23 protein-coding genes and 1 pseudogene are annotated in these 21291 nt (G+C 61.8%); 17 read left to right on the top strand and 7 right to left on the bottom strand.

Features of this window, described 5'->3' with window-relative positions:
• Nucleotides 1-20 precede the first annotated feature (20 nt).
• Nucleotides 21-1073: a glycosyltransferase family 4 protein gene (locus P3R82_RS13445; RefSeq protein WP_283196338.1), complete on the top strand. Its 1053-nt coding sequence runs from the start codon at nucleotides 21-23 to the stop codon at nucleotides 1071-1073.
• Between the two features lie 6 nt (nucleotides 1074-1079).
• Here the strand turns inward: P3R82_RS13445 and P3R82_RS13440 are convergent, their stop codons facing one another.
• Nucleotides 1080-1547 (bottom strand): Lrp/AsnC family transcriptional regulator, encoded by a 468-nt coding sequence (locus tag P3R82_RS13440; RefSeq protein WP_018897428.1) that lies wholly within the window; start codon nucleotides 1545-1547, stop codon nucleotides 1080-1082.
• A 228-nt stretch (nucleotides 1548-1775) separates the two neighbouring features.
• Between P3R82_RS13440 and trxB the strand changes: the two genes are divergently transcribed.
• The 5 genes from trxB to P3R82_RS13415 all read left to right on the top strand — a co-directional run bounded on the left by trxB (nucleotide 1776) and on the right by P3R82_RS13415 (nucleotide 6652).
• The gene (trxB, locus tag P3R82_RS13435) at nucleotides 1776-2750 is read left to right on the top strand and encodes a thioredoxin-disulfide reductase (RefSeq protein WP_283194202.1); all 975 of its coding nucleotides are present in this window, start codon (nucleotides 1776-1778) and stop codon (nucleotides 2748-2750) included.
• A 22-nt stretch (nucleotides 2751-2772) separates the two neighbouring features.
• The gene (locus P3R82_RS13430) at nucleotides 2773-3669 is read left to right on the top strand and encodes a LysR family transcriptional regulator VtlR (protein WP_183899293.1); all 897 of its coding nucleotides are present in this window, start codon (nucleotides 2773-2775) and stop codon (nucleotides 3667-3669) included.
• 541 nt (nucleotides 3670-4210) lie between these two features.
• Complete coding sequence (locus P3R82_RS13425; RefSeq protein ID WP_183899294.1) at nucleotides 4211-4504, top strand: metalloregulator ArsR/SmtB family transcription factor; 294 nt, start codon at nucleotides 4211-4213, stop codon at nucleotides 4502-4504.
• A 126-nt stretch (nucleotides 4505-4630) separates the two neighbouring features.
• On the top strand, nucleotides 4631-5752 hold the full coding sequence (locus P3R82_RS13420; protein WP_283194201.1) for an alkene reductase: 1122 nt from the start codon (nucleotides 4631-4633) through the stop codon (nucleotides 5750-5752).
• Between the two features lie 96 nt (nucleotides 5753-5848).
• Nucleotides 5849-6652 (top strand): aminoglycoside phosphotransferase family protein, encoded by an 804-nt coding sequence (locus P3R82_RS13415; RefSeq protein WP_283194200.1) that lies wholly within the window; start codon nucleotides 5849-5851, stop codon nucleotides 6650-6652.
• Nucleotide 6653: 1 nt separating this feature from the next.
• Here P3R82_RS13415 and P3R82_RS13410 read toward each other — a convergent pair whose 3' ends face one another.
• Nucleotides 6654-7664, bottom strand: a complete 1011-nt coding sequence (locus P3R82_RS13410; protein WP_283194199.1) for an SDR family NAD(P)-dependent oxidoreductase — start codon at nucleotides 7662-7664, stop codon at nucleotides 6654-6656.
• 78 nt (nucleotides 7665-7742) lie between these two features.
• On the opposite strand from P3R82_RS13410, the gene P3R82_RS13405 reads away from it, so the two are divergent.
• Nucleotides 7743-8654 (top strand): LysR family transcriptional regulator, encoded by a 912-nt coding sequence (locus tag P3R82_RS13405; protein ID WP_283194198.1) that lies wholly within the window; start codon nucleotides 7743-7745, stop codon nucleotides 8652-8654.
• A gap of 28 nt (nucleotides 8655-8682) precedes the next feature.
• On the opposite strand, the gene P3R82_RS13400 is transcribed toward P3R82_RS13405, so the two are convergent.
• A complete protein-coding gene (locus P3R82_RS13400) occupies nucleotides 8683-8964 on the bottom strand; it encodes a DUF2188 domain-containing protein (protein ID WP_183899299.1) in 282 nt (93 codons plus the stop codon).
• Nucleotides 8965-9197: 233 nt separating this feature from the next.
• Here P3R82_RS13400 and P3R82_RS13395 point away from each other — a divergent pair, with 233 nt between their 5' ends.
• Nucleotides 9198-10295 (top strand): calcium:proton antiporter, encoded by a 1098-nt coding sequence (locus tag P3R82_RS13395; RefSeq protein ID WP_283194197.1) that lies wholly within the window; start codon nucleotides 9198-9200, stop codon nucleotides 10293-10295.
• Nucleotides 10296-10369: 74 nt separating this feature from the next.
• Here P3R82_RS13395 and P3R82_RS13390 read toward each other — a convergent pair whose 3' ends face one another.
• The 3 genes from P3R82_RS13390 to P3R82_RS13380 all read right to left on the bottom strand — a co-directional run bounded on the left by P3R82_RS13390 (nucleotide 10370) and on the right by P3R82_RS13380 (nucleotide 12345).
• A complete protein-coding gene (locus P3R82_RS13390) occupies nucleotides 10370-10756 on the bottom strand; it encodes a type II toxin-antitoxin system VapC family toxin (protein WP_283194196.1) in 387 nt (128 codons plus the stop codon).
• Nucleotides 10753-11037 (bottom strand): type II toxin-antitoxin system prevent-host-death family antitoxin, encoded by a 285-nt coding sequence (locus P3R82_RS13385; protein WP_283196337.1) that lies wholly within the window; start codon nucleotides 11035-11037, stop codon nucleotides 10753-10755. The genes P3R82_RS13390 and P3R82_RS13385 overlap by 4 nt, the downstream gene beginning before the upstream one ends.
• Nucleotides 11038-11142: 105 nt before the next feature.
• Nucleotides 11143-12345, bottom strand: a complete 1203-nt coding sequence (locus tag P3R82_RS13380; RefSeq protein WP_283194195.1) for a pyridoxal phosphate-dependent aminotransferase — start codon at nucleotides 12343-12345, stop codon at nucleotides 11143-11145.
• 358 nt (nucleotides 12346-12703) lie between these two features.
• Between P3R82_RS13380 and P3R82_RS13375 the strand changes: the two genes are divergently transcribed.
• The 4 genes from P3R82_RS13375 (at nucleotide 12704) to P3R82_RS13360 (ending at nucleotide 16155) form a co-directional block, all read left to right on the top strand.
• Nucleotides 12704-13876 (top strand): PQQ-dependent sugar dehydrogenase, encoded by a 1173-nt coding sequence (locus P3R82_RS13375; protein ID WP_283194194.1) that lies wholly within the window; start codon nucleotides 12704-12706, stop codon nucleotides 13874-13876.
• Nucleotides 13877-13985: 109 nt separating this feature from the next.
• Nucleotides 13986-14900, top strand: a complete 915-nt coding sequence (locus P3R82_RS13370) for a DMT family transporter (RefSeq protein WP_283194193.1) — start codon at nucleotides 13986-13988, stop codon at nucleotides 14898-14900.
• 462 nt (nucleotides 14901-15362) lie between these two features.
• A complete protein-coding gene (locus P3R82_RS13365) occupies nucleotides 15363-15578 on the top strand; it encodes a cold-shock protein (protein WP_018897410.1) in 216 nt (71 codons plus the stop codon).
• 136 nt (nucleotides 15579-15714) lie between these two features.
• Complete coding sequence (locus P3R82_RS13360; RefSeq protein ID WP_183899304.1) at nucleotides 15715-16155, top strand: BA14K family protein; 441 nt, start codon at nucleotides 15715-15717, stop codon at nucleotides 16153-16155.
• Between the two features lie 79 nt (nucleotides 16156-16234).
• On the opposite strand, the gene P3R82_RS13355 is transcribed toward P3R82_RS13360, so the two are convergent.
• Nucleotides 16235-16885 (bottom strand): MBL fold metallo-hydrolase, encoded by a 651-nt coding sequence (locus tag P3R82_RS13355; protein ID WP_283194192.1) that lies wholly within the window; start codon nucleotides 16883-16885, stop codon nucleotides 16235-16237.
• Between the two features lie 196 nt (nucleotides 16886-17081).
• Between P3R82_RS13355 and P3R82_RS13350 the strand changes: the two genes are divergently transcribed.
• The 5 genes and pseudogenes from P3R82_RS13350 to P3R82_RS13330 all read left to right on the top strand — a co-directional run bounded on the left by P3R82_RS13350 (nucleotide 17082) and on the right by P3R82_RS13330 (nucleotide 21279).
• Nucleotides 17082-17693, top strand: coding sequence for a DUF1236 domain-containing protein (locus P3R82_RS13350; protein WP_283194191.1), 612 nt, complete (start codon nucleotides 17082-17084; stop codon nucleotides 17691-17693).
• A gap of 375 nt (nucleotides 17694-18068) precedes the next feature.
• Nucleotides 18069-18579 (top strand): annotated as a pseudogene (locus tag P3R82_RS13345) (MarR family transcriptional regulator).
• Nucleotides 18580-19281, top strand: coding sequence for a response regulator transcription factor (locus tag P3R82_RS13340; RefSeq protein ID WP_283194190.1), 702 nt, complete (start codon nucleotides 18580-18582; stop codon nucleotides 19279-19281).
• Between the two features lie 32 nt (nucleotides 19282-19313).
• Complete coding sequence (locus P3R82_RS13335) at nucleotides 19314-20690, top strand: ATP-binding protein (protein ID WP_183899309.1); 1377 nt, start codon at nucleotides 19314-19316, stop codon at nucleotides 20688-20690.
• A gap of 7 nt (nucleotides 20691-20697) precedes the next feature.
• A complete protein-coding gene (locus P3R82_RS13330) occupies nucleotides 20698-21279 on the top strand; it encodes a DUF1349 domain-containing protein (protein WP_283194189.1) in 582 nt (193 codons plus the stop codon).
• Nucleotides 21280-21291 lie beyond the last annotated feature (12 nt).

The following is a 21291-nucleotide window of genomic DNA, read 5'->3' as shown; positions in this document are numbered from 1 at the left end:
TGGATCGCGGCCGATCGCACATCGTCGATATAGCCGACGTCGAAATCATAGCGCCGAACTTCAAGAAGCGTCTGTCCGGCGTCACATCGACGATCATCCAGCTTGTTCCGGTTCAGCGAGCGCTCGGTCAGAAGATCGCGGCGCTCGGGCCGGGCCTGCCGGCGTCGATCCCGCATATCCGCTTCCGCGATCTCTTGAAATTGTGGCGCGCGCCCTCGGCCCGGCCGTTCCGCGTCTGGCACGCCCGCCGCAATATCGAGATGCTCCCTGCCCTCATCATGCGCGACCTCCTGCGCATGAAGCTGAAGATCGTCTTCACCTCCGCCTCGCAGCGCAAGCATAGCGGCTGGACGAAGTTCCTCGTTTCGAAAATGGACGCGGTGATCGCGACATCGGGCAAGACGGCGAATTATCTCGAGGTCCCCAACACCGTGATCCTGCACGGCATCGACACCGCCCGCTTCTCGCCGCCCTCGAACAAGGCGCAAGCCAAGCGCGAATGCGGCCTCGATCCGGACAAGAAGATCGCCGGCTGCTTCGGCCGCGTGCGCCACCAGAAGGGCACCGACCTCTTCGTCGACACCATGCTGCGGCTGCTTCCTGATCACCCTCGGTGGAGCGCCATCATCGCCGGCCGCGCCACGGCCCAGCATGTCGAGTTCGAGAACGGCCTGAAGGCCAAGGTCGCCGCCGCCGGCCTCTCGGACCGCATCCTCTTCGTCGGCGAGCATACGAACATCAACGACTGGTACCGCGCGCTCGATCTGTTCGTCGCGCCTCAGCGCTGGGAAGGTTTCGGCCTCACCCCGCTCGAAGCCATGGCCTCCGGCGTGCCTGTCGTCGCGACCGATGTCGGCGCCTTTCCCGAGATCGTCACGACGGGCGACCAAGGCGCGGGCCTGCTGATTGCCCGCGACGATCTCGACGCAATGGCAAAGGCCGTTTCGGAACTCATGGATGATGAAACCCGCCTGGCGCGGCTCGCGGCCAATGCACAGGCGCATGTCATGGAAAACTTCCGGATCGAAGGCGAGGCCACGAAGCTGAAGGCCGTCTACGACAGCCTCGGCTGAGACAAATCAGACCTCTGTCAGGCCGAGCTTCTTGATCTGGCGGATCGTCAGCATGGTGCGCACGGTATCGACATGCTCGTTGGCGGTCAGCACCTCGATGACGAAATCCTGGAAGCGCGTCAGGTTTTCGGCCACGCAATGCAGCAGGAAATCGCTATCGCCAGAGACCATCCACGCCTGGCGCACCAGCGGCCACTGCGTGGTTGCCGCGGCAAACGCCTTGAGGTTGGCTTCCGACTGATGCTTGAGCCCGACCATGCAGAAGGCGACGAGATCGAAGCCCAGCTTCGGGCTGTTCAGCATCGCGTGATAGCCTTCGATGACGCCGGACTCTTCCAGCTTGCGCACGCGCCGAAGACAGGGAGGCGCCGAAATGCCGACCCGGTCGGCGAGCTCGACGTTGGTCATGCGGCCATCCGCCTGCAGCTCACGCAAGATCTTGATATCGATGGCGTCCAGTTCAGCGCGAACCAAGCGAGTGCCTTTCTTTAAATTCCCGAATCCAGCTTCTATATAAAGCGGCACAATACGCAAGAATCTTTCCCTGAGATGACGGAATCTTGCACATCCACACCGAATGCCTTGTTGGTAACGCAAGGCTGCCCTTGAATAAAAGCATTGGTCGTTCATAAATACGCATGGACGCGTGATGGCCGCATTCGCCTTATATCCAGCGCGTCCAGCCAGTTGAAAGGAAGTCTCATGTCCGCCCGCCACACCAAGGTGCTCATCATCGGGTCCGGCCCCGCCGGCTATACCGCTGCCGTCTATGCGGCGCGCGCGATGCTGAAGCCGGTCCTGATCGCAGGAATGGAGCAAGGCGGACAGCTGATGATCACCACCGACGTCGAGAACTATCCTGGTTTCGCCGATCCGATCCAGGGCCCTTGGCTGATGGACCAGATGCTGCAGCAGGCCAAGCACGTCGGCGCCGAGATCGTCAACGACATCGTCACCGAGGTCGAGGTCAACCAGCGCCCCTTCGTGGCACGCACCGATAGCGGCCAGGTCTGGACAGCGGACACGCTGATCATCGCCACCGGCGCCAAGGCCAAGTGGCTCGGCATCGAGAGCGAGCAGACCTTCCAGGGCTTCGGCGTCTCCGCCTGCGCCACCTGTGACGGCTTCTTCTATCGCAACAAGGACGTGATCGTGGTCGGCGGCGGCAACTCGGCCGTCGAGGAAGCGCTCTACCTCTCCAACATCGCCAGGACCGTGACCGTCGTGCACCGTCGCGACAGTTTCCGCTCGGAAAAGATCCTGCAGGAACGCATCTTCGCCAAGGAGAACGTCAAGATCCTCTGGAACACCGAGATCGCCGAGATCACCGGCGCGCCGGCCAAGCCGCCGATGCCGCCGTCCGTCTCCGGCGTTCGTCTGCGCGACACCCGCACCGGCACTGTTGCCGACCACACGATCGACGGTGTCTTCGTGGCCATCGGCCATGCGCCGGCGACAGAGCTCTTCAAGGGCAAGCTGAAGCTGAAGGACAATGGCTACCTCTGGACGGCGCCGGATTCGACCGCGACGTCGGTCGAGGGCATCTACGCCGCCGGCGACGTCACCGACGACACCTTCCGCCAGGCGATCACCGCCGCCGGCATGGGCTGCATGGCAGCGCTCGAGGCCGAACGTTATCTCACGGGTCACATGCCCGTCGCAGTAGCTGCGGAGTAAGATCGGCATGAGAGGTGGTGGAATGCCGTTGGACTGGGACAAGCTGCGTATTTTCCACGCAGCCGCCGAAGCCGGTTCGTTCACGCACGCGGCCGACAAGCTGCACCTGTCCCAATCCGCGATCAGCCGCCAGGTGAGCGCCCTGGAGCAGGATGTCGGCACCAAGCTGTTCCACCGCCATGCCCGCGGCCTCATCCTTACCGAACAGGGCGAACTGCTCTACCGCACCGCCCACGACGTGCTCCTGAAGCTCGAAACCGTGAAGATGCAGCTGACCGAGACGACGGAAACGCCGTCGGGCAAGCTGCGCGTCACGACCACCGTCGGCCTCGGCCAGGGCTGGCTCACCGACAAGATTCAGGAGTTCATGCAACTCTATCCCGATGTGCAGATCCAGCTCATCCTCGACAACGAGGAAGTGGATGTGAACATGCGCTATGCCGACTGCGCGATTCGCCTGCGTCAGCCGCAGCAATCCGACCTCATCCAGCGCAAGCTGTTCACCGTGCACATGCACGTCTATGCGGCCCCCTCCTACATCAATCGATTTGGCGAGCCGCAGGCGGTCGAGGATCTCGACAACCACCGAATCATCACCTTCGGCGAACCGGCGCCGAACTACCTGCTCGACGTGAACTGGCTGGAAGTCGCCGGCCGCTCGTCCGACAACAAGCGTATTCCGCACCTGCAGATCAACAGCCAGACCTCGATCAAGCGCGCCTGCCTGCTCGGCATGGGCGTCGCCTGCCTGCCCGATTATATCGTCGGCCGCGACCCTGGCCTGATTCAGCTGCCGATCAATGCCGACGTGCCGTCCTTCGACACCTATTTCTGCTATCCCGACGAAATGAAGAACGCCGCCAAGCTCAAGGCTTTCCGCGACTTCATCGTCAGCAAGGCCAGAAACTGGAGCTTCTAACTGTTTTCGTGGCGACATTGGCAGCCGTGCAAAGCGCGCATGCCTGACATGCACAAAAATTGGTTGCCGACTGCACATTAAAACACCATATCAACCTTAGCTGATGCATACGGTGGCTTTTCCTCCCAGTTCCACCGCATTAGCTGTTCCCCTCTGGAGGTTTAGACCTTCATACCTATAAAGGGCCCCGAATTTTCGGTGGCCCTCTTTTTTTGCCCTGATTTTCCGCAATGCAGCAAAAAATGCTGCATTGCATAGCAGGCATGCGCAAAAGGGCATTGAAATCTGCCCGCCAAAGCATCATATCGCACTCAGTTGATGCACATGGCGGTTCTCTCCCAGTGCCGCTGCATTAGCTGTTCCCCTCTGGAGGTTGAATAACCTTCACACCTTAAAGGGCCCCGTTCATTCGGTGGCCCTCTTTTTTTGCTTAAAATTTAACCACGCAAAAAATCACAGGCGCCGTTCGCGCATATCTTGAACATCGAAAACTGACGATCCATATATCGACCAGAAGCGATTTACGGTTCGGCAAACGACGATGGACAACGACGAAATCCTCAAGGCGCTCTCCCATCCCAAGCGGATGGAGATCCTGAACTGGCTGAAGAATCCCGAGGAGCATTTCTCTTCGCAAGAGCACCCGCTCGAAATGGGTGTCTGCGCCAGCCAGTTCGAGCGCTGCGGCCTCTCGCAATCGACCGTCTCCGCCCATCTGGGTACGCTCAGCCGCGCCAACCTCGTCACCACGCGCCGGGTCGGCCAGTGGATCTTCTACAAGCGCAACGAGGAAACCATCGCTGCCTTCCTCAAGCAACTGGCGCGGGATCTCTGATCCATGCGCCCGTGCTTTCCTCCCATCAAGCGCCCCCATCCCTCGACCGCGAGCAGAGCCGCAACGCCTGATCTGGTCGACCGATTGTCTTCCTGAGCCCCCAAACCACCACCGAAAGGACTTTCCATGAGCAAGCTCTTCGAACCGACGAAGGTCGGCGACATCACCGTCAAAAACCGCATCGTCATGGCCCCGCTGACCCGCAACCGCTCGCCGGGCGCCGTGCCGAACGACCTCAACGTCGAATATTACACGCAGCGCGCCTCCGCCGGCCTGATCGTCACCGAAGCGACGGCGATCACCCACCAGGGCCAGGGCTATGCCGACGTCCCCGGCCTCTACAGCAAGGAAGCGCTGGATGGCTGGAAGCGGGTGACCGACGCCGTCCACGCCCATGGCGGCAAGATCGTCGTCCAGATGTGGCATGTCGGCCGCATCTCGCACACGACGCTGCAGCCGAACGGCGGCAAGCCGGTCTCATCAAGCAACAAGACCGCCAAGTCGAAGACCTACCTCGTCAATTCAGACGGCACCGGTTCCTTCGCCGAGACCTCCGAGCCGCGCGCGCTTGAAACCGCCGAAATCGCTGGCATCGTCGAGGACTACCGCAAGGCCGCCCGCGCCGCGATCGACGCCGGTTTCGATGGCGTCGAGATCCACGCCGCCAACGGCTACCTGATCGACCAGTTCCTGCGCGCCGACATCAACGACCGTACCGACCAGTATGGCGGCTCGATCGAAAACCGCGCCCGCTTCCTGTTCGAAGTGGTCGATGCGATCACCAAGGAAATCGGCCCGCGCGTCACCGGCATCCGTATTTCGCCGGTCACTCCCGCCAACGACGCATCCGACGCCGCCCCGCAGCCGCTCTTCGGCTATGTCGTCGAGGGCCTCGCGAAATACGACCTCGCCTTCATCCACGTCATCGAAGGTGCCACCGGCGGCGACCGCAACTTCCAGCAGGGCGACAAGCCCTTCGACTATGCCGGCCTGCGCGCCGCCTATGAAAAGGCTGGCGGCAAGGCAAGCTGGATGGTCAACAATGGCTATGATCGCCAGCTCGCCATCGACACCGCCGAGAGCGGCAAGGCCGACCTGATCGCCTTCGGCAAGCCCTTCATCGCCAACCCCGATCTCGTCGAGCGTCTCAAGGCCAACGCCCCGCTCAACGATATCGACCAGGCCACACTCTACGGCGGTGGCCCGAAGGGCTACATCGACTACCCGGCCCTCGAAAAGGTCGCCTGAACATCACCAAAGCCTTCGAAATCCCGCCACCCGGCGGGATTTCTCTTTTGGCCCACGTCATTTCCCTTTCCGGCCGCGACCGGCTAGCATCCCGCCATGTTCAAGCCCTATCTCGACCGCTGGCATCTCACCCCTGACGGCGAGCCTATCGTCACCCACTCCAGCCACCTCCTGCCCGTCCTGTGGCGCGACAAGCCGGCCATGCTGAAGCTCAGCGCCGACGAAGCCGAGCGATCGGGCGCCGCGGTGATGCACTGGTGGGGCGGTCACGGTGCGGCGAAGGTCTATCGCCACGACACCGACGCAATCGTGCTTGAGCGAGCCCAAGGCGACCGCTCGCTGCTCGCCATGGCCTCGTGCGGACAAGACGACGAGGCAAGCCGCATCCTTTGCGACACCATTGCCAGACTGCACGCGCCGCGCCAGACACCGAAGCCGCCGCTCATTCCCCTTGCCCGATGGTTCCGCGACCTGACTCCGGCCGCCTGCAGATACGGCGGCGTGCTCACCGATTGCCACGACATCGCCGCCGCCATGCTCGCCGACCCCCGTGACGAGACCGTCCTGCACGGCGACATCCACCACGGTAATATCCTCGACTTCGAGGAACACGGCTGGCTGGCGATCGATCCGAAGGGCCTCACCGGCGAACGCGGCTTCGACTACGCCAACATCTTCGCCAACCCTGAACTTTCGACGGTCACCGACCCCAATCGGCTGCGACGCCAACTGCTGGTCATATCCGCTGCCGCGAGTCTCGAGCCCGAGCGCCTACTGCGCTGGATCGCCGCTTATTGCGGCCTCTCCGCCGCCTGGTTTCTCGGCGACGCCATGTCATCGGAAGCGGAGAGTCCGCTCACGGTCGCCCGCATCGCACTCGCGGAATTGAGCCGACGCTAGTCTAGCCACGCGGCGCGACCGCTTCCTCGGTCTCACCAGACGTCGGCCCCTCAAGGCAACCCAGCGAGCCCAGTGTCGCCTTCACGGCCTCATCGATTGGCGTGCGCGGCTCGACACCGAGTTCCGCCACCAGCCGGTCATTGCTCATCCGGACCGGCTCGCGCCAGAGATAGCGCATCTCCTTCAGCTCTCGCATGAAGGTCACGAAGGGTGCGGCCAGCGGCACGGCGAACCAGGGAAAGCTCCGCACCTTCACTCGCCCGCCAGCGGCGCGCCTGATCGCCTCGACCATCTCTTGCCCGTCACGATCCCAGAAGCCGTCCATATGATAGACGGCGAACTCAGGCAGCCGGTCGCGGCGCTCGACCAATTGCACCATGGTTTCCGCGACATCGGGCAGATAGGCCCACTGATGCCCCACCCCCTTGCGCGCCGGATTGGTTACGGTGGACACGGGCTTGTCCGGCGTGATCATGCCCTGCGAGAACCAGCTGCTCCCCGCGCCCGGCCCAAAGAAATCGCCGGCCCTGACGATGATCACGGGAGCCCCATCCCGCGATCCGGCCTCCAGCCGCCTCTCCATCTCGACGCGGATGCCACCCTTCCTGGTCAGCGGATGCTGCGGGCTATCCTCGCGAAGCACGGGAAACGCATCCGGCCCGAAATTATAGACCGTGCCCGGGAGCACGACCGTTGCTCCGACCGCTTTGGCGGAAGCAATCGTATTGTCGAGCATCGGCAGCACCAGCTTTTCCCAGTCGCGGTAGCCGGGCGGATTGACGGCGTGCACGATCAGGCTCGCCCCTTTCGCGGCGGCCATCACATCGGCCGCACGCATCGCATCTCCCTGAACCCAGTTCAAACAGGGCTCGGCGGCGCGCGCCTTCTCCGCATTGCGGTTGAGCGCCCGGACATGCCAGCCACGAGCCGAGAGCTTGCGGGCAACCGCGCCGCCGATGCCGCCGGTTGCTCCGAGAACAAGTGCGATCTGCTGTGTCATCATCGTCTCCATCGTTTGATGATGTGATGATGCGCTCAAGCGCCAATAAACGAAATTGACGAAATTCGTATCTCCTCTATACATATTTGAATGACGACAGAGCCAAGCTGGGATTTCTACCGCACGCTTCTCGCCGTGCTCGACCACGGCTCGCTATCGGCCGCCGCCCGCGAACTCGGGCTGACGCAGCCGACCATCGGTCGCCATGTCGACGCATTGGAAGAGATCGTCGGCTTCCCCCTCTTCGTCCGCTCGCAAAGCGGCCTGATGCCGACCGAAGCCGCCCTTGAACTCAGGCCTTACGCCGAAACGCTGGCATCGACGTCCGCCGCCCTTCTGCGCACCGCCTCCGGCCACCGCGACCGCGTCGCCGGACCGGTCCGCATCAGCGCCAGCGAAGTGATTGGCGTCGAGGTTCTGCCCTCGATCCTGGCACCTGTGATGCGGCGATACCCGGAACTCGAGATCGAGCTTTCCGCCTCCGACGCCGTCGAGGATCTGCTCAGCCGCGAAGCCGACATCGCCGTGCGCATGAGCGAGCCGGCGCAGGACGCGCTCGTCGTGCGCCGCATCGGTGACATCCCGCTCGGCTTTCACGCCCATCGCCGCTATCTCGACCATCGCGGAACACCACAAACGCTAGCCGATCTCGAGGGCCACCGCCTGATCGGCTTCGACCGGCAAACCGGCTATGTCAGGACGATGTTGAAACGCTATCCCGTCTTCGCCGACCTCTCATTCGACTTCAAGGCCGACAGCACGCTGGCGCAGCTGGCGGCGATACGGTCGGGTCTGGGGATAGGAATGTGCCAGACGGGGCTCATGGCGTCGGACCCGGATATTGTCCACGTCCTGCCGCGGGCGTTCCAAATCCCGCTTGCGACCTGGGTGGTGATGCACGAGGCGATCAAGACCTCGCCGCGCTACCGCGTCACTTTCGATGCACTGGTCGCGGGCCTGCTCGATTATATCGGGGAGAAAGCGCTCGTCCGCCGGGACTGACGGAACGCCTCATGAAGGGTGTGATCGGTCAGGCGCGCGGCGACGTGGCGGGCTGGTGGGTCTTCCAGTTGCCGTCGACCACCTCGGTCTCCGGACGGTCGCCACCTTCGGCATATTCCTCGTGCCACTTGCCCTTGTCGTCCTGCCAGCTGATCTCGGCCGAATCGCCGCCGACCTGCTGCTCGGCCGCGACGATACGGGCCGCCTCCAGCGCTTCCGAATGTGTCGGAAAGGCCTCGGAATACACGTCACCAAGCCGGTAGGCCCAGCCGCCATCGTGCTGGACAACTTCATAGACCACCTTGACCATGCACTTCACTCCTCTTTTGCCTGTTCAACACCCGGAGCGACCGGATTGGATCCGGTTCCGCGCGGTGCCATCTGGCAAAAAGACGAGAGGCGCCGCGATATGCTTCCGGCTGACCGATGAGGCAGTATTCCATTAAATGTCCAAGACTGCAAACCTGCCCCGGGGGACCGCCGACTTGATATGTGAAATCATCGCCTTAGACTTGATACATGAATCAAGACCGGAGCCGGACCTTGGGGATCGCGTCACGCCTGAAAACCGAACGGTACCTGCTCATCGCGATTGCCATCGGTCTGTTCGCCTTTCTGTCCGAACAGGCGATCATGGAGATGGGCCGAGGGGCGGCGCTGATTGCCGCGGTCGCGCTCGTGGTGACCATCGTGCTCGCCTCCATGCGTGTCGCCCATCACGCCGAGATCCTCGCCATCAAGGTCGGCGATCCCTATGGCACGATGATCCTGACTCTTTCGGCGGTCGCCGTCGAAGTCATCATCCTCGCCATCATGGTGGCCGACGAAAGCTCGCCGACGCTGGTGCGCGACACGATCTACTCGGCGCTGATGCTCGATATCAACGGCATTCTCGGCCTCGCCGCCCTGCTCGGCGGATTGAAGCACGGCGAACAACCCTATAACGACAATTCCGGCAAGACCTATGGCGTCATGATCCTGACGGCCATCGGCATTTCCATGATCGTCCCGGAATTCGTGCCATCGGACAAGTGGCACTACTACTCGGCCTTCACCATCGTCGCGATGATCGCGCTCTACACCCTCTTCCTGCGCATGCAGGTCGGCCAGCACAGCTATTTCTTCAGCTACAGCTACCCGCGCAGCGAGCGAAAGGCGGAGGCTTCGGCGCCTCATCCCGACGAAGGATCGACGGCCGTATCGATCGCCACCATTCTCGCGGGCGTCGTCATCATCGGCGTGCTCGCCGAATTCATGTCGGCCTTCATGACGACAGGCCTCAAGGACACAGGCGCGCCCCTCGGCCTTATGGCCCTCGTCGTCGCGGCCATATCCGCCGCGCCCGAGATCCTGACCGCGCTCCGCGCCGCGCTGAGGAACCGCATGCAGGCAACCGTCAACATCGCCATGGGCGCCTCGCTCTCGACCGTCATCCTGACCGTGCCGGTCATGGAGGCAATCGCGCTTTATACCGGCCAGCCCTTCATCATGGCGATGACGCCGGTGCAGACGGTGATGGTCACGATCACCCTGATCGCCGCCGCCATCAACCTCAACGACGGCGAGACCAATGCCATCGAGGGCATGACCCATTTCATCCTGTTCGCAACGTTCCTGATGCTGACCAGCCTGGGATTATAGTATGAAATTCAACAGATTGGGTGAAAGATCGGAATCGATTTGGCAAGACACCCGATGTTGATCGAGCGCGTCCACTAGATCCGGAATGCCATGGGATGGTCGACAAGCAGCCGGTCGATCGTCACGAGTTGCAGCCCCTCGACTTGGCATTGGGCCAGAAGCAGGCGATCGAAGGGATCGCGCGTGAGCGGTTCCGGCTCGGCTGCCGTGATGACATGAGGGATATCGATACAGACAATCGCCAGCTTGGCTTCCTGCAGGAAGCGCGGGATTTTCTCCAGGGGCATTCCAGGTTCAAGTTTACCAAGTCTCGTCTTGATCGAGATTTCCCAGAGGCTCACGACGCTGACAAAAGCATCTTCTCTCCCCTGTGAAAACAGACTGTAATATCGCGGATATCTGACCTCGAACTCCTGCCGCATGAAAGCGAGGACAAAATGAGTATCGAGGAGGAGCTTCATTTGTCCGGCAGCGGCCTCAACAGGAAGTCTTCAGGCAAGGGATCATCGAAGTCATCCGCAATGTAGGGAACGGCATCCGTGACGCCGATTGAGCGAAGATAGGCCTGACCGGCTTCCCAATCTATCCCGCCCTTCTTTTGAGACGCGCGCTCCATGCTTCGCGGCACGATATCAAACACCGGCCGACCGTCTCGTGTGACGGTCACGGTCTCTCCCTGCTCCACATCATGGGCAAGCTCTTCGAAACGGTCCTGGACTTCACGGATGGACATCGTCTTCATGAAGAAAATATATGTCCGGCCGCTCTCACGGTCAACGTGGCCGCTTGAACGCGAAAGGCCCACCATTGCTGGCGGGCCTTGTGATTTCCGTCGTCTGTCGGACGCTTACTTGCAGGCGCCGCAGAAGCGCTGGATGCGCTTGCAGGCTTCTTCCAGCAGTTCTTCCGAGGTCGCGTAGGAGATGCGGAAGTTCGGGCCGAGACCGAAGGCCGAACCGTGCACAACGGCGACGCCTTCCGCTTCCAGAAGCTCGGACACGAAGTCCTCGTCCGTCTCGATAACCTTGCCCGTCGGCGCCGTCTTGCCGATCAGGCCGGCGCAGGACGGGTAGACGTAGAAGGCGCCTTCCGGGTTCGGGCAGGAAATGCCCTTGGCCTGGTTCAGCATCGACACGACGAGGTCGCGGCGGCCTTCGAAGATCTTCTTGTTCTCGGGAATGAACGCCTGCGTGCCGTTGAGCGCCTCGACGGCGGCCCACTGCGCGATCGACGATGCGCCCGAGGTCTGCTGGCCCTGGATCATGTCCATCGCCTTGATCAGCTGGATCGGGCCGGCCGCGTAGCCGATACGCCAGCCGGTCATCGCGTAAGCCTTGGAAACGCCGTTCATGGTGAGCGTGCGGTCATAGAGCTTCGGCTCGACTTCGACGGGCGTGACGAACTTGAAGTCGCCATAGGTCAGGTGCTCGTACATGTCGTCGGTCAGAACCCAGACATGCGGATGCTTGAGCAGCACGTCGGTGAGCGCCTTGAGTTCGTCATGCGTATAGGCGGCACCCGACGGGTTGGACGGCGAGTTGAAGATGAACCACTTCGTCTTCGGCGTGATCGCCTTGTCGAGATCTTCAGCCTGGAGCTTGAAGTTGTTTTCCTGCGTCGTCATCACCGTGACGGGCGTACCGCCGCACAGCGCCACCATCTCGGGATACGACACCCAGTAGGGCGCCGGGATGACGACTTCATCGCCGGCATTCAGCGTCGCCATGAAGGCGTTGAAAAGAATCTGCTTGCCGCCGGTGCCGACGATCGTCTGCTCCCAGGAGTAATCCAGGCCGTTCTCGCGCTTGAACTTCGCGGCGATCGCCTTGCGCAGCTCCGGGATACCCGAAACCGGCGTGTACTTCGTCTCGCCGCGGTTGATCGCGTCGATCGCCGCCTGCTTGATGTTGTCGGGCGTATCGAAGTCCGGCTCGCCGGCGCCAAGACCGATCACGTCACGGCCTTTTGCTTTCAACTCGCGCGCTTTCTGGGAAACGGCGATGGTGGCTGAAGGCTTCACACGGGAAAGAGCATCGGCAAGAAAGGCCATGATATCGGTCCTATACGGTTGATTTTAGCAGACGGCCGGGGCCAGAATTCTGCGCTACGGTCTATGTCCAATGTAGGCAGGCTTTTCAAGGCCAAACGCGTGATGAAAACGATGATTCTTCGTGATCATTCGCGTCATCGGGATCGAGATTGGCGTTGTCGAACCTCGCCTGCCCGGCACCATCCCGATTTACGCCCTGAAATCAAAACCTTCGCCGGATCGGCCCTTTCGCGAACGACCGGCGCGGTTCAGGCCGCAAACACAATGCCGTTATCCCCCACCCTTTAAGGCTTGAAGCCAGGCGCCCCGCCCCCAAGTCTCAGGCAGCGATGATGGATTTGCATTGGTGGGATGGACGATGACAGCAGTTTCGACACTTCGGCTCGGTGTGATGCTGGCGGCGGTAGCGGCTGTCGCCCAGTCGATCCCCGCCATGGCGGCCGACACGGTCGACACCAAAAAGGTGCGGGTTCAGGTCGAAACGATAGCCTCGGGGTTGGAAAATCCATGGGCGGTGGCGGCCCTTCCCGATGGCGGCTATCTGGTGACCGAGCGCCCGGGGCGTTTGCGGATCGTCAGGGACGGCAAGCTCTCCGCGCCGATATCGGGCGTACCCAAGGTCAGCGCCAGAAGCCAGGGCGGCCTGCTGGATGTGGAACTGGCGCCCGATTTCGCGACGTCGCGCGTTCTCTATCTCACGGCCGCGACCGTCGGCGACGGCGGCTCGGGCACCGAAGCCTTCAGCGCCACGCTTTCCGACGATGGAACGGCGCTAGAGAACGTCAAGTCGATCTTCAAGATGCGCAAGTTCACCAGCGCCGGCCTGCAGTATGGTTCGCGCATCGCCATCGCCAGGGATGGCTCGCTCTTCATCAGCGTCGGCGACCGCGGCGATCGCGACCGCTCCCAGGACTGGGGGGACGATGCCGGCTCGATCGTCCACATCAATGCCGATGGCAGCATCCCCGCCGACAATCCCTTCAAGGACGGAGGCCCCCTCAAGGACGGCGGGAAGCCGCTGCCGGAAATCTGGTCGAAGGGCCACAGAAACCCGCAGGGCATCGCCTTCGACGCCGCAGACGGAAAGCTCTACACCGTCGAGCACGGCGCGCGCGGCGGCGACGAGATCAACGGCATCGAGCCCGGCAAGAATTACGGCTGGCCGATCATCACCTACGGCCGCGACTATTCCGGCGTCGAGATCGGCGAAGGCACGGCCAAGAAGGGGCTGGAGCAGCCGCTCTATTATTGGGATCCCTCGATCGCGCCGGGCGCGCTCGCCATCTATCGCGGCAAGATGTTTCCGGAATGGGATGGCGATTTCCTGGTCGCCGCCCTGAAGTTCCAGATGCTGTCGCGCATGCAGCGCGATGACAGCGGCGCCTTCGTGGCCGAGGAGCGCATGTTCGACGGCGCCTATGGCCGCATGCGCGACGTCGTGGTCGCCCCCGATGGCGCGCTCCTGATCGTCACCGACGAGGATGACGGCGCGCTGCTGCGTGTCTCCAGGGCACCTGCCGACAACGGCTGATCTGTCGGGCGGCTGCCTTGCCCTCTTTAGAAGCAACTGCTAACGGTCGCGTCATATCAGACCGCTTGCCCTCTTCGTGAAGGTCAAGCCTCCCGACATCGAGATGATGATGACGCGCATACAGGCGAACCTTGTTCTATTGCTGGCTGGCGCCATATGGGGCGGCGGCTTCGTCGCGCAGTCGACGGCGATGGACACGATCGGTCCGCTCTGGTTCGTCGGTCTCCGCTTCGCCATTGCCACCATCGCCGTGCTCCCCTTCGCACTGCTCGAGGCGCGCAAGAGCGAGGTCAAGACCACCAGGCGGCATGGAATGCTCTATCTTCTGATCGGTCTGACCCTCTTCGGCGTCATGATCACCCAGCAGATCGGCCTCCAGACGACGACCGTCACCAATTCAAGTTTCCTCACCGGGCTCTACGTCGTGATCGTACCGATCATCGCCGTGGTGTTCCTGCGCCGGGCGCCGCACTGGATCGTCTGGCCGGGCGCCTTGATGGCCCTGACCGGCATCTATCTGCTGTCGGGTGGCGACATGTCGGCCCTGTCGCGCGGCGATATCCTGACGATCTTCTGCGCCGTCTTCTCCGCCGGGCAGATCACGCTTGCCGGCATCATCGTCTCCGAGACCGGCCGGGCCTTGACGCTTTCGATGGCGCAGTTTGCCGTCACCGCCGTCGTGGCGCTGGCCGCGGCCGTCATTGTCGAACCGATCAGCTGGGCTGCGATCCGGGACGCGGCGCCGGAGATCCTCTATGTCGGCATCTTCTCGTCTGGCATCGCCTTTTCGCTGCAGATCATCGGCCAGCGCTACACCACCTCCTCGCAAGCGGCGATCTTCCTGTCGTCGGAAGCGCTGTTCGGCGCGGCACTCGGCGCCGTGGTGCTGGGCGAGAAGATTTCCACTCTCGGCTATGTCGGCTGCGCGCTGATGTTCGCGGCAATGCTTCTAGTTGAAATCGTCCCCGAAATAGCTCGCCGACGTCGTCAAAACGGCCTGCTTATCAGCCAGAATCCGGGCTGAAACAGAAAAAGTGAAAAAAAGTTTAACATTCGCGAGGTCGCGCGCACGTTGTAATTTTGGCAAAATCTGCTCCTAAAATATATTGCTCACGATACAAAACGTTGATCAGCGGCGGCTGATGAGCGTTTTTTTTCGTTAGAGCGCAAAACCCACCCGGAATTGGCGCGCGGGGCTGCGTTGCGTCAGAAAACTTTTGCTTGCCAAAAGTGAATAATCGCAGCAATCTCGTGGCGTTCGGGCATTTTGCGAGCATGGGAAGTCCTTAAGAATGTGCGCGCCGGAGACGCTAATACTCCGGTCGGCTGGGTCCAGAAAGCAGGCGTAAGTTCTGCGGAGAACCGGGCTGATTTAGAGGGGACCTTTTTCTCACCATTCAATAATTGCCTGCTAGCGTCTCCGTGAGGAGGCAATATCAGTATGCTGCCCGTGTGGATGGCGGGCAGAGATCAAAGGACCTGACGCATGGCCGAGACTGGGACTGTAAAATTCTTCAACACCGACAAGGGCTTCGGCTTCATCAAGCCTGACAAGGGCGGCGCGGACATCTTCGTTCATATTTCCGCCGTTCAGGCTTCCGGATTGGCCGGGCTGACGGAGAACCAGAAGGTAAGCTTCGACACCGAACCGGATCGTCGCGGCAAGGGCCCGAAGGCCGTCAACCTGCAGATCGACGGCTGATAGAGCAAGCCTTCCAATCGCGTTGAAGCCCGGCGGGTCGCCGGGTTTTATCGTTCAGCCTGCATTCAGACGCCAGCCGCTAACTTGCCATCATCAAGGTGCAAAACCGGCTAAGAGTTTGAACAGGACAGAACACATGAATAGCCTTGCCAAGACCCTTTTTCTGACGGCAACCGCGGCTGCCATCACCTTCTCGTCGATCGGCGCCGCATCGGCTAACGACTGGCGCTATCGCGGCCACAACAACAACAACGACGCTTTGGTCGGTGGTGCCGTTGGCCTTGCAACCGGTTTGATCGTCGGCTCGGCGATCGCCAATGCGCCGCGTTACGACGAACCGCGCTATATCGATCCGCCCTACGCCTATGACGACGTGCCGGTCTATCGTGCGCCACCTCCCCGCTATTACAGACCCGCTCCGGTGCGCTACTACCAGCCTGCTCCGGTTCGCGTCGGCGTCGAGCCGTGGACCCCGCAGTGGGAGCGTTACTGCTCTTACCGCTACCGGTCCTTCGATCCGCGCAGCGGCACCTTCATCGGCAACGACGGTCGCAGCCACTTCTGCGTCGCCAACTGATCGAACTGAGATCGGGAATGAACGAAGCGCCGCTTTTCAGCGGCGCTTTTGTTTTGCGCGACGTCTTTTGCCGGCCTGATCAAAGACCCTGCAGATAGGGATTGCCGCGCCGCTCGTCGCCGATCCGGCTGCCCGGGCCGTGGCCGCAGATGAAACCGACCTCGTCGCCCAGCGGCAGCACCTTGTCGCGAATGGAATCGAGCAACTGCTGGTGGTTTCCGCCGGGCAGATCGGTCCGGCCGATCGAGCCGTTGAACAGGACGTCGCCGACATGCGCGAACTTCTGCGCCCGGTTGAAATAGATGACATGGCCCGGCGCGTGGCCCGGCGTGTGATAGACCTCGAACACATGTTCGCCGAAGGACACGGTGTCCCCATCCTTCAGCCAGCGGTCAGGCTCGACATTGCGCATGCCCCCGGCCGGCAGCCCGTACTTCTCCGCTTGCGTCTCGATCCGCTGCAGCAGCGGCAGGTCGTCCTCGTGCGGACCGATGATGTCGACACCAAGCGCTTCCTTGAGCTCCTTGGCGCCGCCGGCGTGGTCGAGATGGCCGTGGGTGAGCCAGATGGCCTTGATCTTGAGCCCATTCTGCTCGATCCCCTGCAGGATATTCGCGACATCCCCGCCCGGATCGATCACCACCCCTTCCTTCGTGTCCTGATCGAAAAAGATCGTGCAGTTTTGCTGGAACGCTGTCACCGGAATGATCCCGGCCTGGAGCATGCTCATGGGGTGCCTCGCTTTATGTCTTGCGCAGTTCGTCGGTGTTGAACCGGGTATAGTCGCAAATTCCGGCGCATGCAGCCTCGATTTTCCGCAGGGGCCCGTCACGCTGCAACGACAAGTGTAATGTGCTGTGATCGCCTCCGGCGGAACCTCCCCTTTTCCCGGGCGTTACCAACCCGTCTATAAAAGGAGACCCACGATGACCATGAAGCGAAATCTTTTCCTGGCAGGCGCAATGGTTCTGGCTTCCGCCGGCCTCGCCCGCGCGGAAATGGCCGCAACGGCCATCAACGATCTGACCATTCACGCCGGCCCCGGCACCCAGTATCCCACCGTCGGCGTTGCGACGCGCGGTTCCGAAACCATCCTCGACGGCTGTGTCGCCGGCAGCCAGTGGTGCCGCGTCGATGTCAACGGCATGCGCGGCTGGGTCTATGCGCAGTATCTGCAGATGGACCGTGGCGGCACCCAGGTGATCGTTGATCAGAACCAAGCCGATCTCGATATTCCCGTCGTGACCTATGAAACCACGGCCGCGACCGGCCCCGCCGAACCCGCTCCGGGCGACGAACTGCTCGGCCCGGTCGGATCGGTCGAGACCATCGAACCGCCACAGACGGTCACCACCTACATCGAGAGCAACCCCGGCAGCACGGTCGAGGTCGGCGGTGACGTCGTCGTCGGCGCGCAGGTGCCCGGTACCGTGACCTTCCAGGAGATCCCTGACTATCAGTACCGTTACGCCCGTATCAACGACCGTCCGGTTCTTGTCGATCCGGGTACGCGCCGTATCGTCTACGTCTACAACTAAGACGTGACGAGACCTGAATTCACCAAGCGAGGCGGCCACCCGGCCGCCTTTTCCATGCACGCTTTTGCGCGACGCAACTCACCCGTACGCCTCTCCCGACGAGCAGCCGGATGCGACGCGATTGTGAACTCGCGACGGCGCTTGCGTCATGCCTGTTGATTGTTGCCGCAAATATGCCTCTTAATCCGATCACGCAGGGGAATTGCGTATCGCATGGGGAATTTTGCGCGGGCGCAACTCGGTTTTCGTAACAACGCCGATATCTTTGCACGCGCGAAAGCCGGACGCCGACGGGCACCGGAATATATGTCATGATTGCTGACATATATTCCCGCGTCCCGGCACGCGGCGACAAGCAGGAAAGGAAATGCCGAATTGGCACGACAGAGCAGCCCGAAAGCCGGCAGGCGGGAGCCCAGGCCGGAGCCTTTGACCAAGCCGTTGGAAAACACCGAAACCATCGACTTCGATATCATCGAGCTCCTGTTTTTCTCCTATCGGGACTTCGTCTCCGATCCTGATGCGATCCTCGCCAAAAGCGGTTTCGGACGCGCCCATCACCGCGTGGTGCATTTCGTTAACCGAAACCCCGGCATGACCGTTGCCGATCTCCTGGATACGTTGAAGATAACCAAACAGAGTCTCGCAAGGGTACTCAAACAGCTTATCGATCTCGGGGTATATTCAACAAAAAGCGGGGCCTGAGGACCGGCGCCAGCGCAAGCTCTATCCCACCGCGACCGGGCGGGATCTTGCGCTTGCACTCGCCGAGCCGCAATCGCGCCGTATTGAGAGAGCATTCGACGGAGCGTCTCCGGAAGTAAGGGCCGGCGTCAAGGCCTTCCTGAGTGGCATGCAGAACAGACAAAACTCGAAAGCGGACTGAATGGCGGCGAAGATACTGATTTCGGACGATGCGGCACACTTGCTCGTTGTGGATGACGACACGCGTATTCGCGCGCTGCTCAACCGCTATCTGAGCGAGAACGGCTTCCGCGTGACGGTCGCGGCCGATGGCGCAGAGGCACGCCGCAAGCTTGGCGGCCTCGATTTCGATCTGATCATCATGGACGTGATGATGCCCGGCGAATCCGGCATCGACGTCACCAGGGATCTGCGCATCATCAAGAACGTGCCGATCATCATGCTGACGGCGCTCGCCGAATCCGACAGCCGCATCGCCGGCCTCGAGGCCGGCGCCGACGATTACCTCCCCAAGCCCTTCGACCCGCGCGAGCTCGTTCTCCGCATCAACAATATCCTGCGCCGCAACGTCTCCGGCGACGCGCCGAAGATCGAGCAGGTGATGTTCGGCCCCTACACGTTTTCGCTGACCCGTCGCGAACTGAAGAAGGCGGCCGAAATCGTGCGCCTCACGGATCGCGAACAGGAAATCATGCTGCTCTTCGCCAAGCGCGCCGGCGACACCATTCCGCGCCATGAACTGATCGGCAACGATGTCGATGTCGGCGAACGCACCATCGACGTGCAGATCAACCGACTGCGCCGCAAAATCGAGGACGATCCGTCAAATCCGGTCTGGCTCCAAACGGTTCGTGGTATAGGATACCGGCTGAGCATCGATTGAAGATCCGGGACCCCGAAAGGCTCTAAGATTAGATGGTGACATTCGACTCCTTGAGACGCGAGGACCGCTCGCCGGTTTCCGGCTGGCGTTGGTTTACCCGCCTGCTGCGCCGCCAGCTTCCCAAGGGCCTTTATGTCCGCTCGCTGATCATCATCATCATGCCGATGGTGCTGCTGCAGTCCGTCGTAGCCGCCGTCTTCATGGAACGTCACTGGCAGATGGTCACCCAGCGCCTGTCGATGGCCGTGACCGCCGATATCGCCGCGATCATCCAGATGATCGACACCTATCCGCAGGATACGGACTACAGCGAAATCACCCGCATCGCCCGCGACCAGCTCAGCCTGCAGATCTCGATCGAGCCTGACGGCGAGCTGCCCCCGCCCCGCATCAAGCCGTTCTTCTCCATTCTCGACGGCATTCTCAGCGACGAGATCCGCGATCAGATCAAGCGCCCCTTCTGGATTGACACGGTGGGCGATTCCAACCTCGTCGAGATCAGGGTGAAGCTCGACGGCAAGATCCTGCGCGTGCTCGCCAAGCGCAACCGGACCTACGCCTCCAACACCCATATCTTCATCGTCTGGATGGTCGGCGCGTCGCTGGTGCTGATCACCATCTCCATCCTGTTCCTCAGGGGCCAGATCAGACCGATCCAGAAACTCGCCGCCGCCGCCGAAAGCTTCGGCAAGGGCCAGAAGGCCGACAACTTCTATCCGCGCGGCGCCGACGAAGTCCGCCGCGCCGGCCTCGCCTTCATCCTCATGCGCGAGCGCATCGAGCGCCAGATGGAGCAGCGGACGGCGATGCTCACGGGCGTCAGCCACGACCTGCGCACCATCCTGACCCGCTTCAAGCTGCAGCTGGCGCTTGCCGGTGACAATCCCGATCTTCAGGGCATGAGCGACGACGTCAACGACATGCAGTCGATGCTGGAGGCCTACATGGCCTTCGCCCGCAGCGAGGTCGAGGAAGATGTCGGCGAGCTCAAGCTCAGCGAACTGCTGCTGAAGCTCGAGCCCGACTTCGCCCTGCACGGCAAGACGCTCACCCACTCGATCGAGGGCGACGACGACATCCAGGTCAGGCCGAACGCGTTCACCCGTCTCGTCACCAACCTAGCCTCCAATGCGCGCCGCTACGCCGGCACCCTCAACATCGAGGCCAAGCACGGCGCCAAGTGGCTGACCATCACCTTCGACGACGATGGCCCCGGCATTCCGGAAAAGAACCGCGAAGACGTCTTCAAGCCCTTCTTCCGCCTCGACGAAGCCCGCAATCTCGATGCGTCGGGCACCGGTCTCGGCCTCGCGATCGCCCGCGACATCGCCCGCAGCCACGGCGGCAACGTCACGCTTGGCGATAGCCCGCTCGGCGGCCTGCGCGCCATTATCCGCGTCCCGGCCTGAGATCACGATGGCGATCGATACCACCGACATGACCTGGCTCAACCCGCCGCCTTTCGCCGAGCAGCGCGAAGACGGCCTGCTTGTGCGCTCCGGCGAGAAGACCGACTTCTGGCAGGGCACCTATTACGGCTTTCACCGCGACGATGGCCATTTCCTTCATCGCCCCCGCCGCGGCGACTTTACCGCCGAGGTCAGTTTTTCGGCAAATTACCAGGCGCTCTACGATCAGGCGGGCATCATGCTGCGCGCCGATGCGACGCACTGGATGAAGTGCGGGATCGAATATACCGACGGTGCCCGCCATTTCAGCGTCGTCGTCACGAATGGCAATTCCGATTGGTCGGCTTTTAGCATCGACCATGATTTTGAAAGGATCGCCGTGCGCGTGACGCGCAATGGCGATGCGCTGTTCATCCAGTACAGGACGGACATGATGGCGGACTGGCGCATGGCGCGCCTCGCCTGGTTCGACCCGAAGCTTGAGGAATTGATGGTGGGCCCGGTCTTCTGCTCGCCGCAGCGCGCCGGCTTCGAAGCCACGTTTCACGATTTCGGCCTGTCGGACCCGCTCTCGCGCGACATTCACTGAAGACACCGGCAC

The sequence above is a fragment of the Rhizobium sp. AN80A genome (assembly GCF_030053015.1).
GTDB classification, from domain to species: Bacteria; Pseudomonadota; Alphaproteobacteria; order Rhizobiales; family Rhizobiaceae; genus Rhizobium; species Rhizobium metallidurans.
The sequence above is the reverse complement of the archived record's forward strand: the minus strand, read 5'-3'. Positions and strand labels throughout refer to the sequence as shown.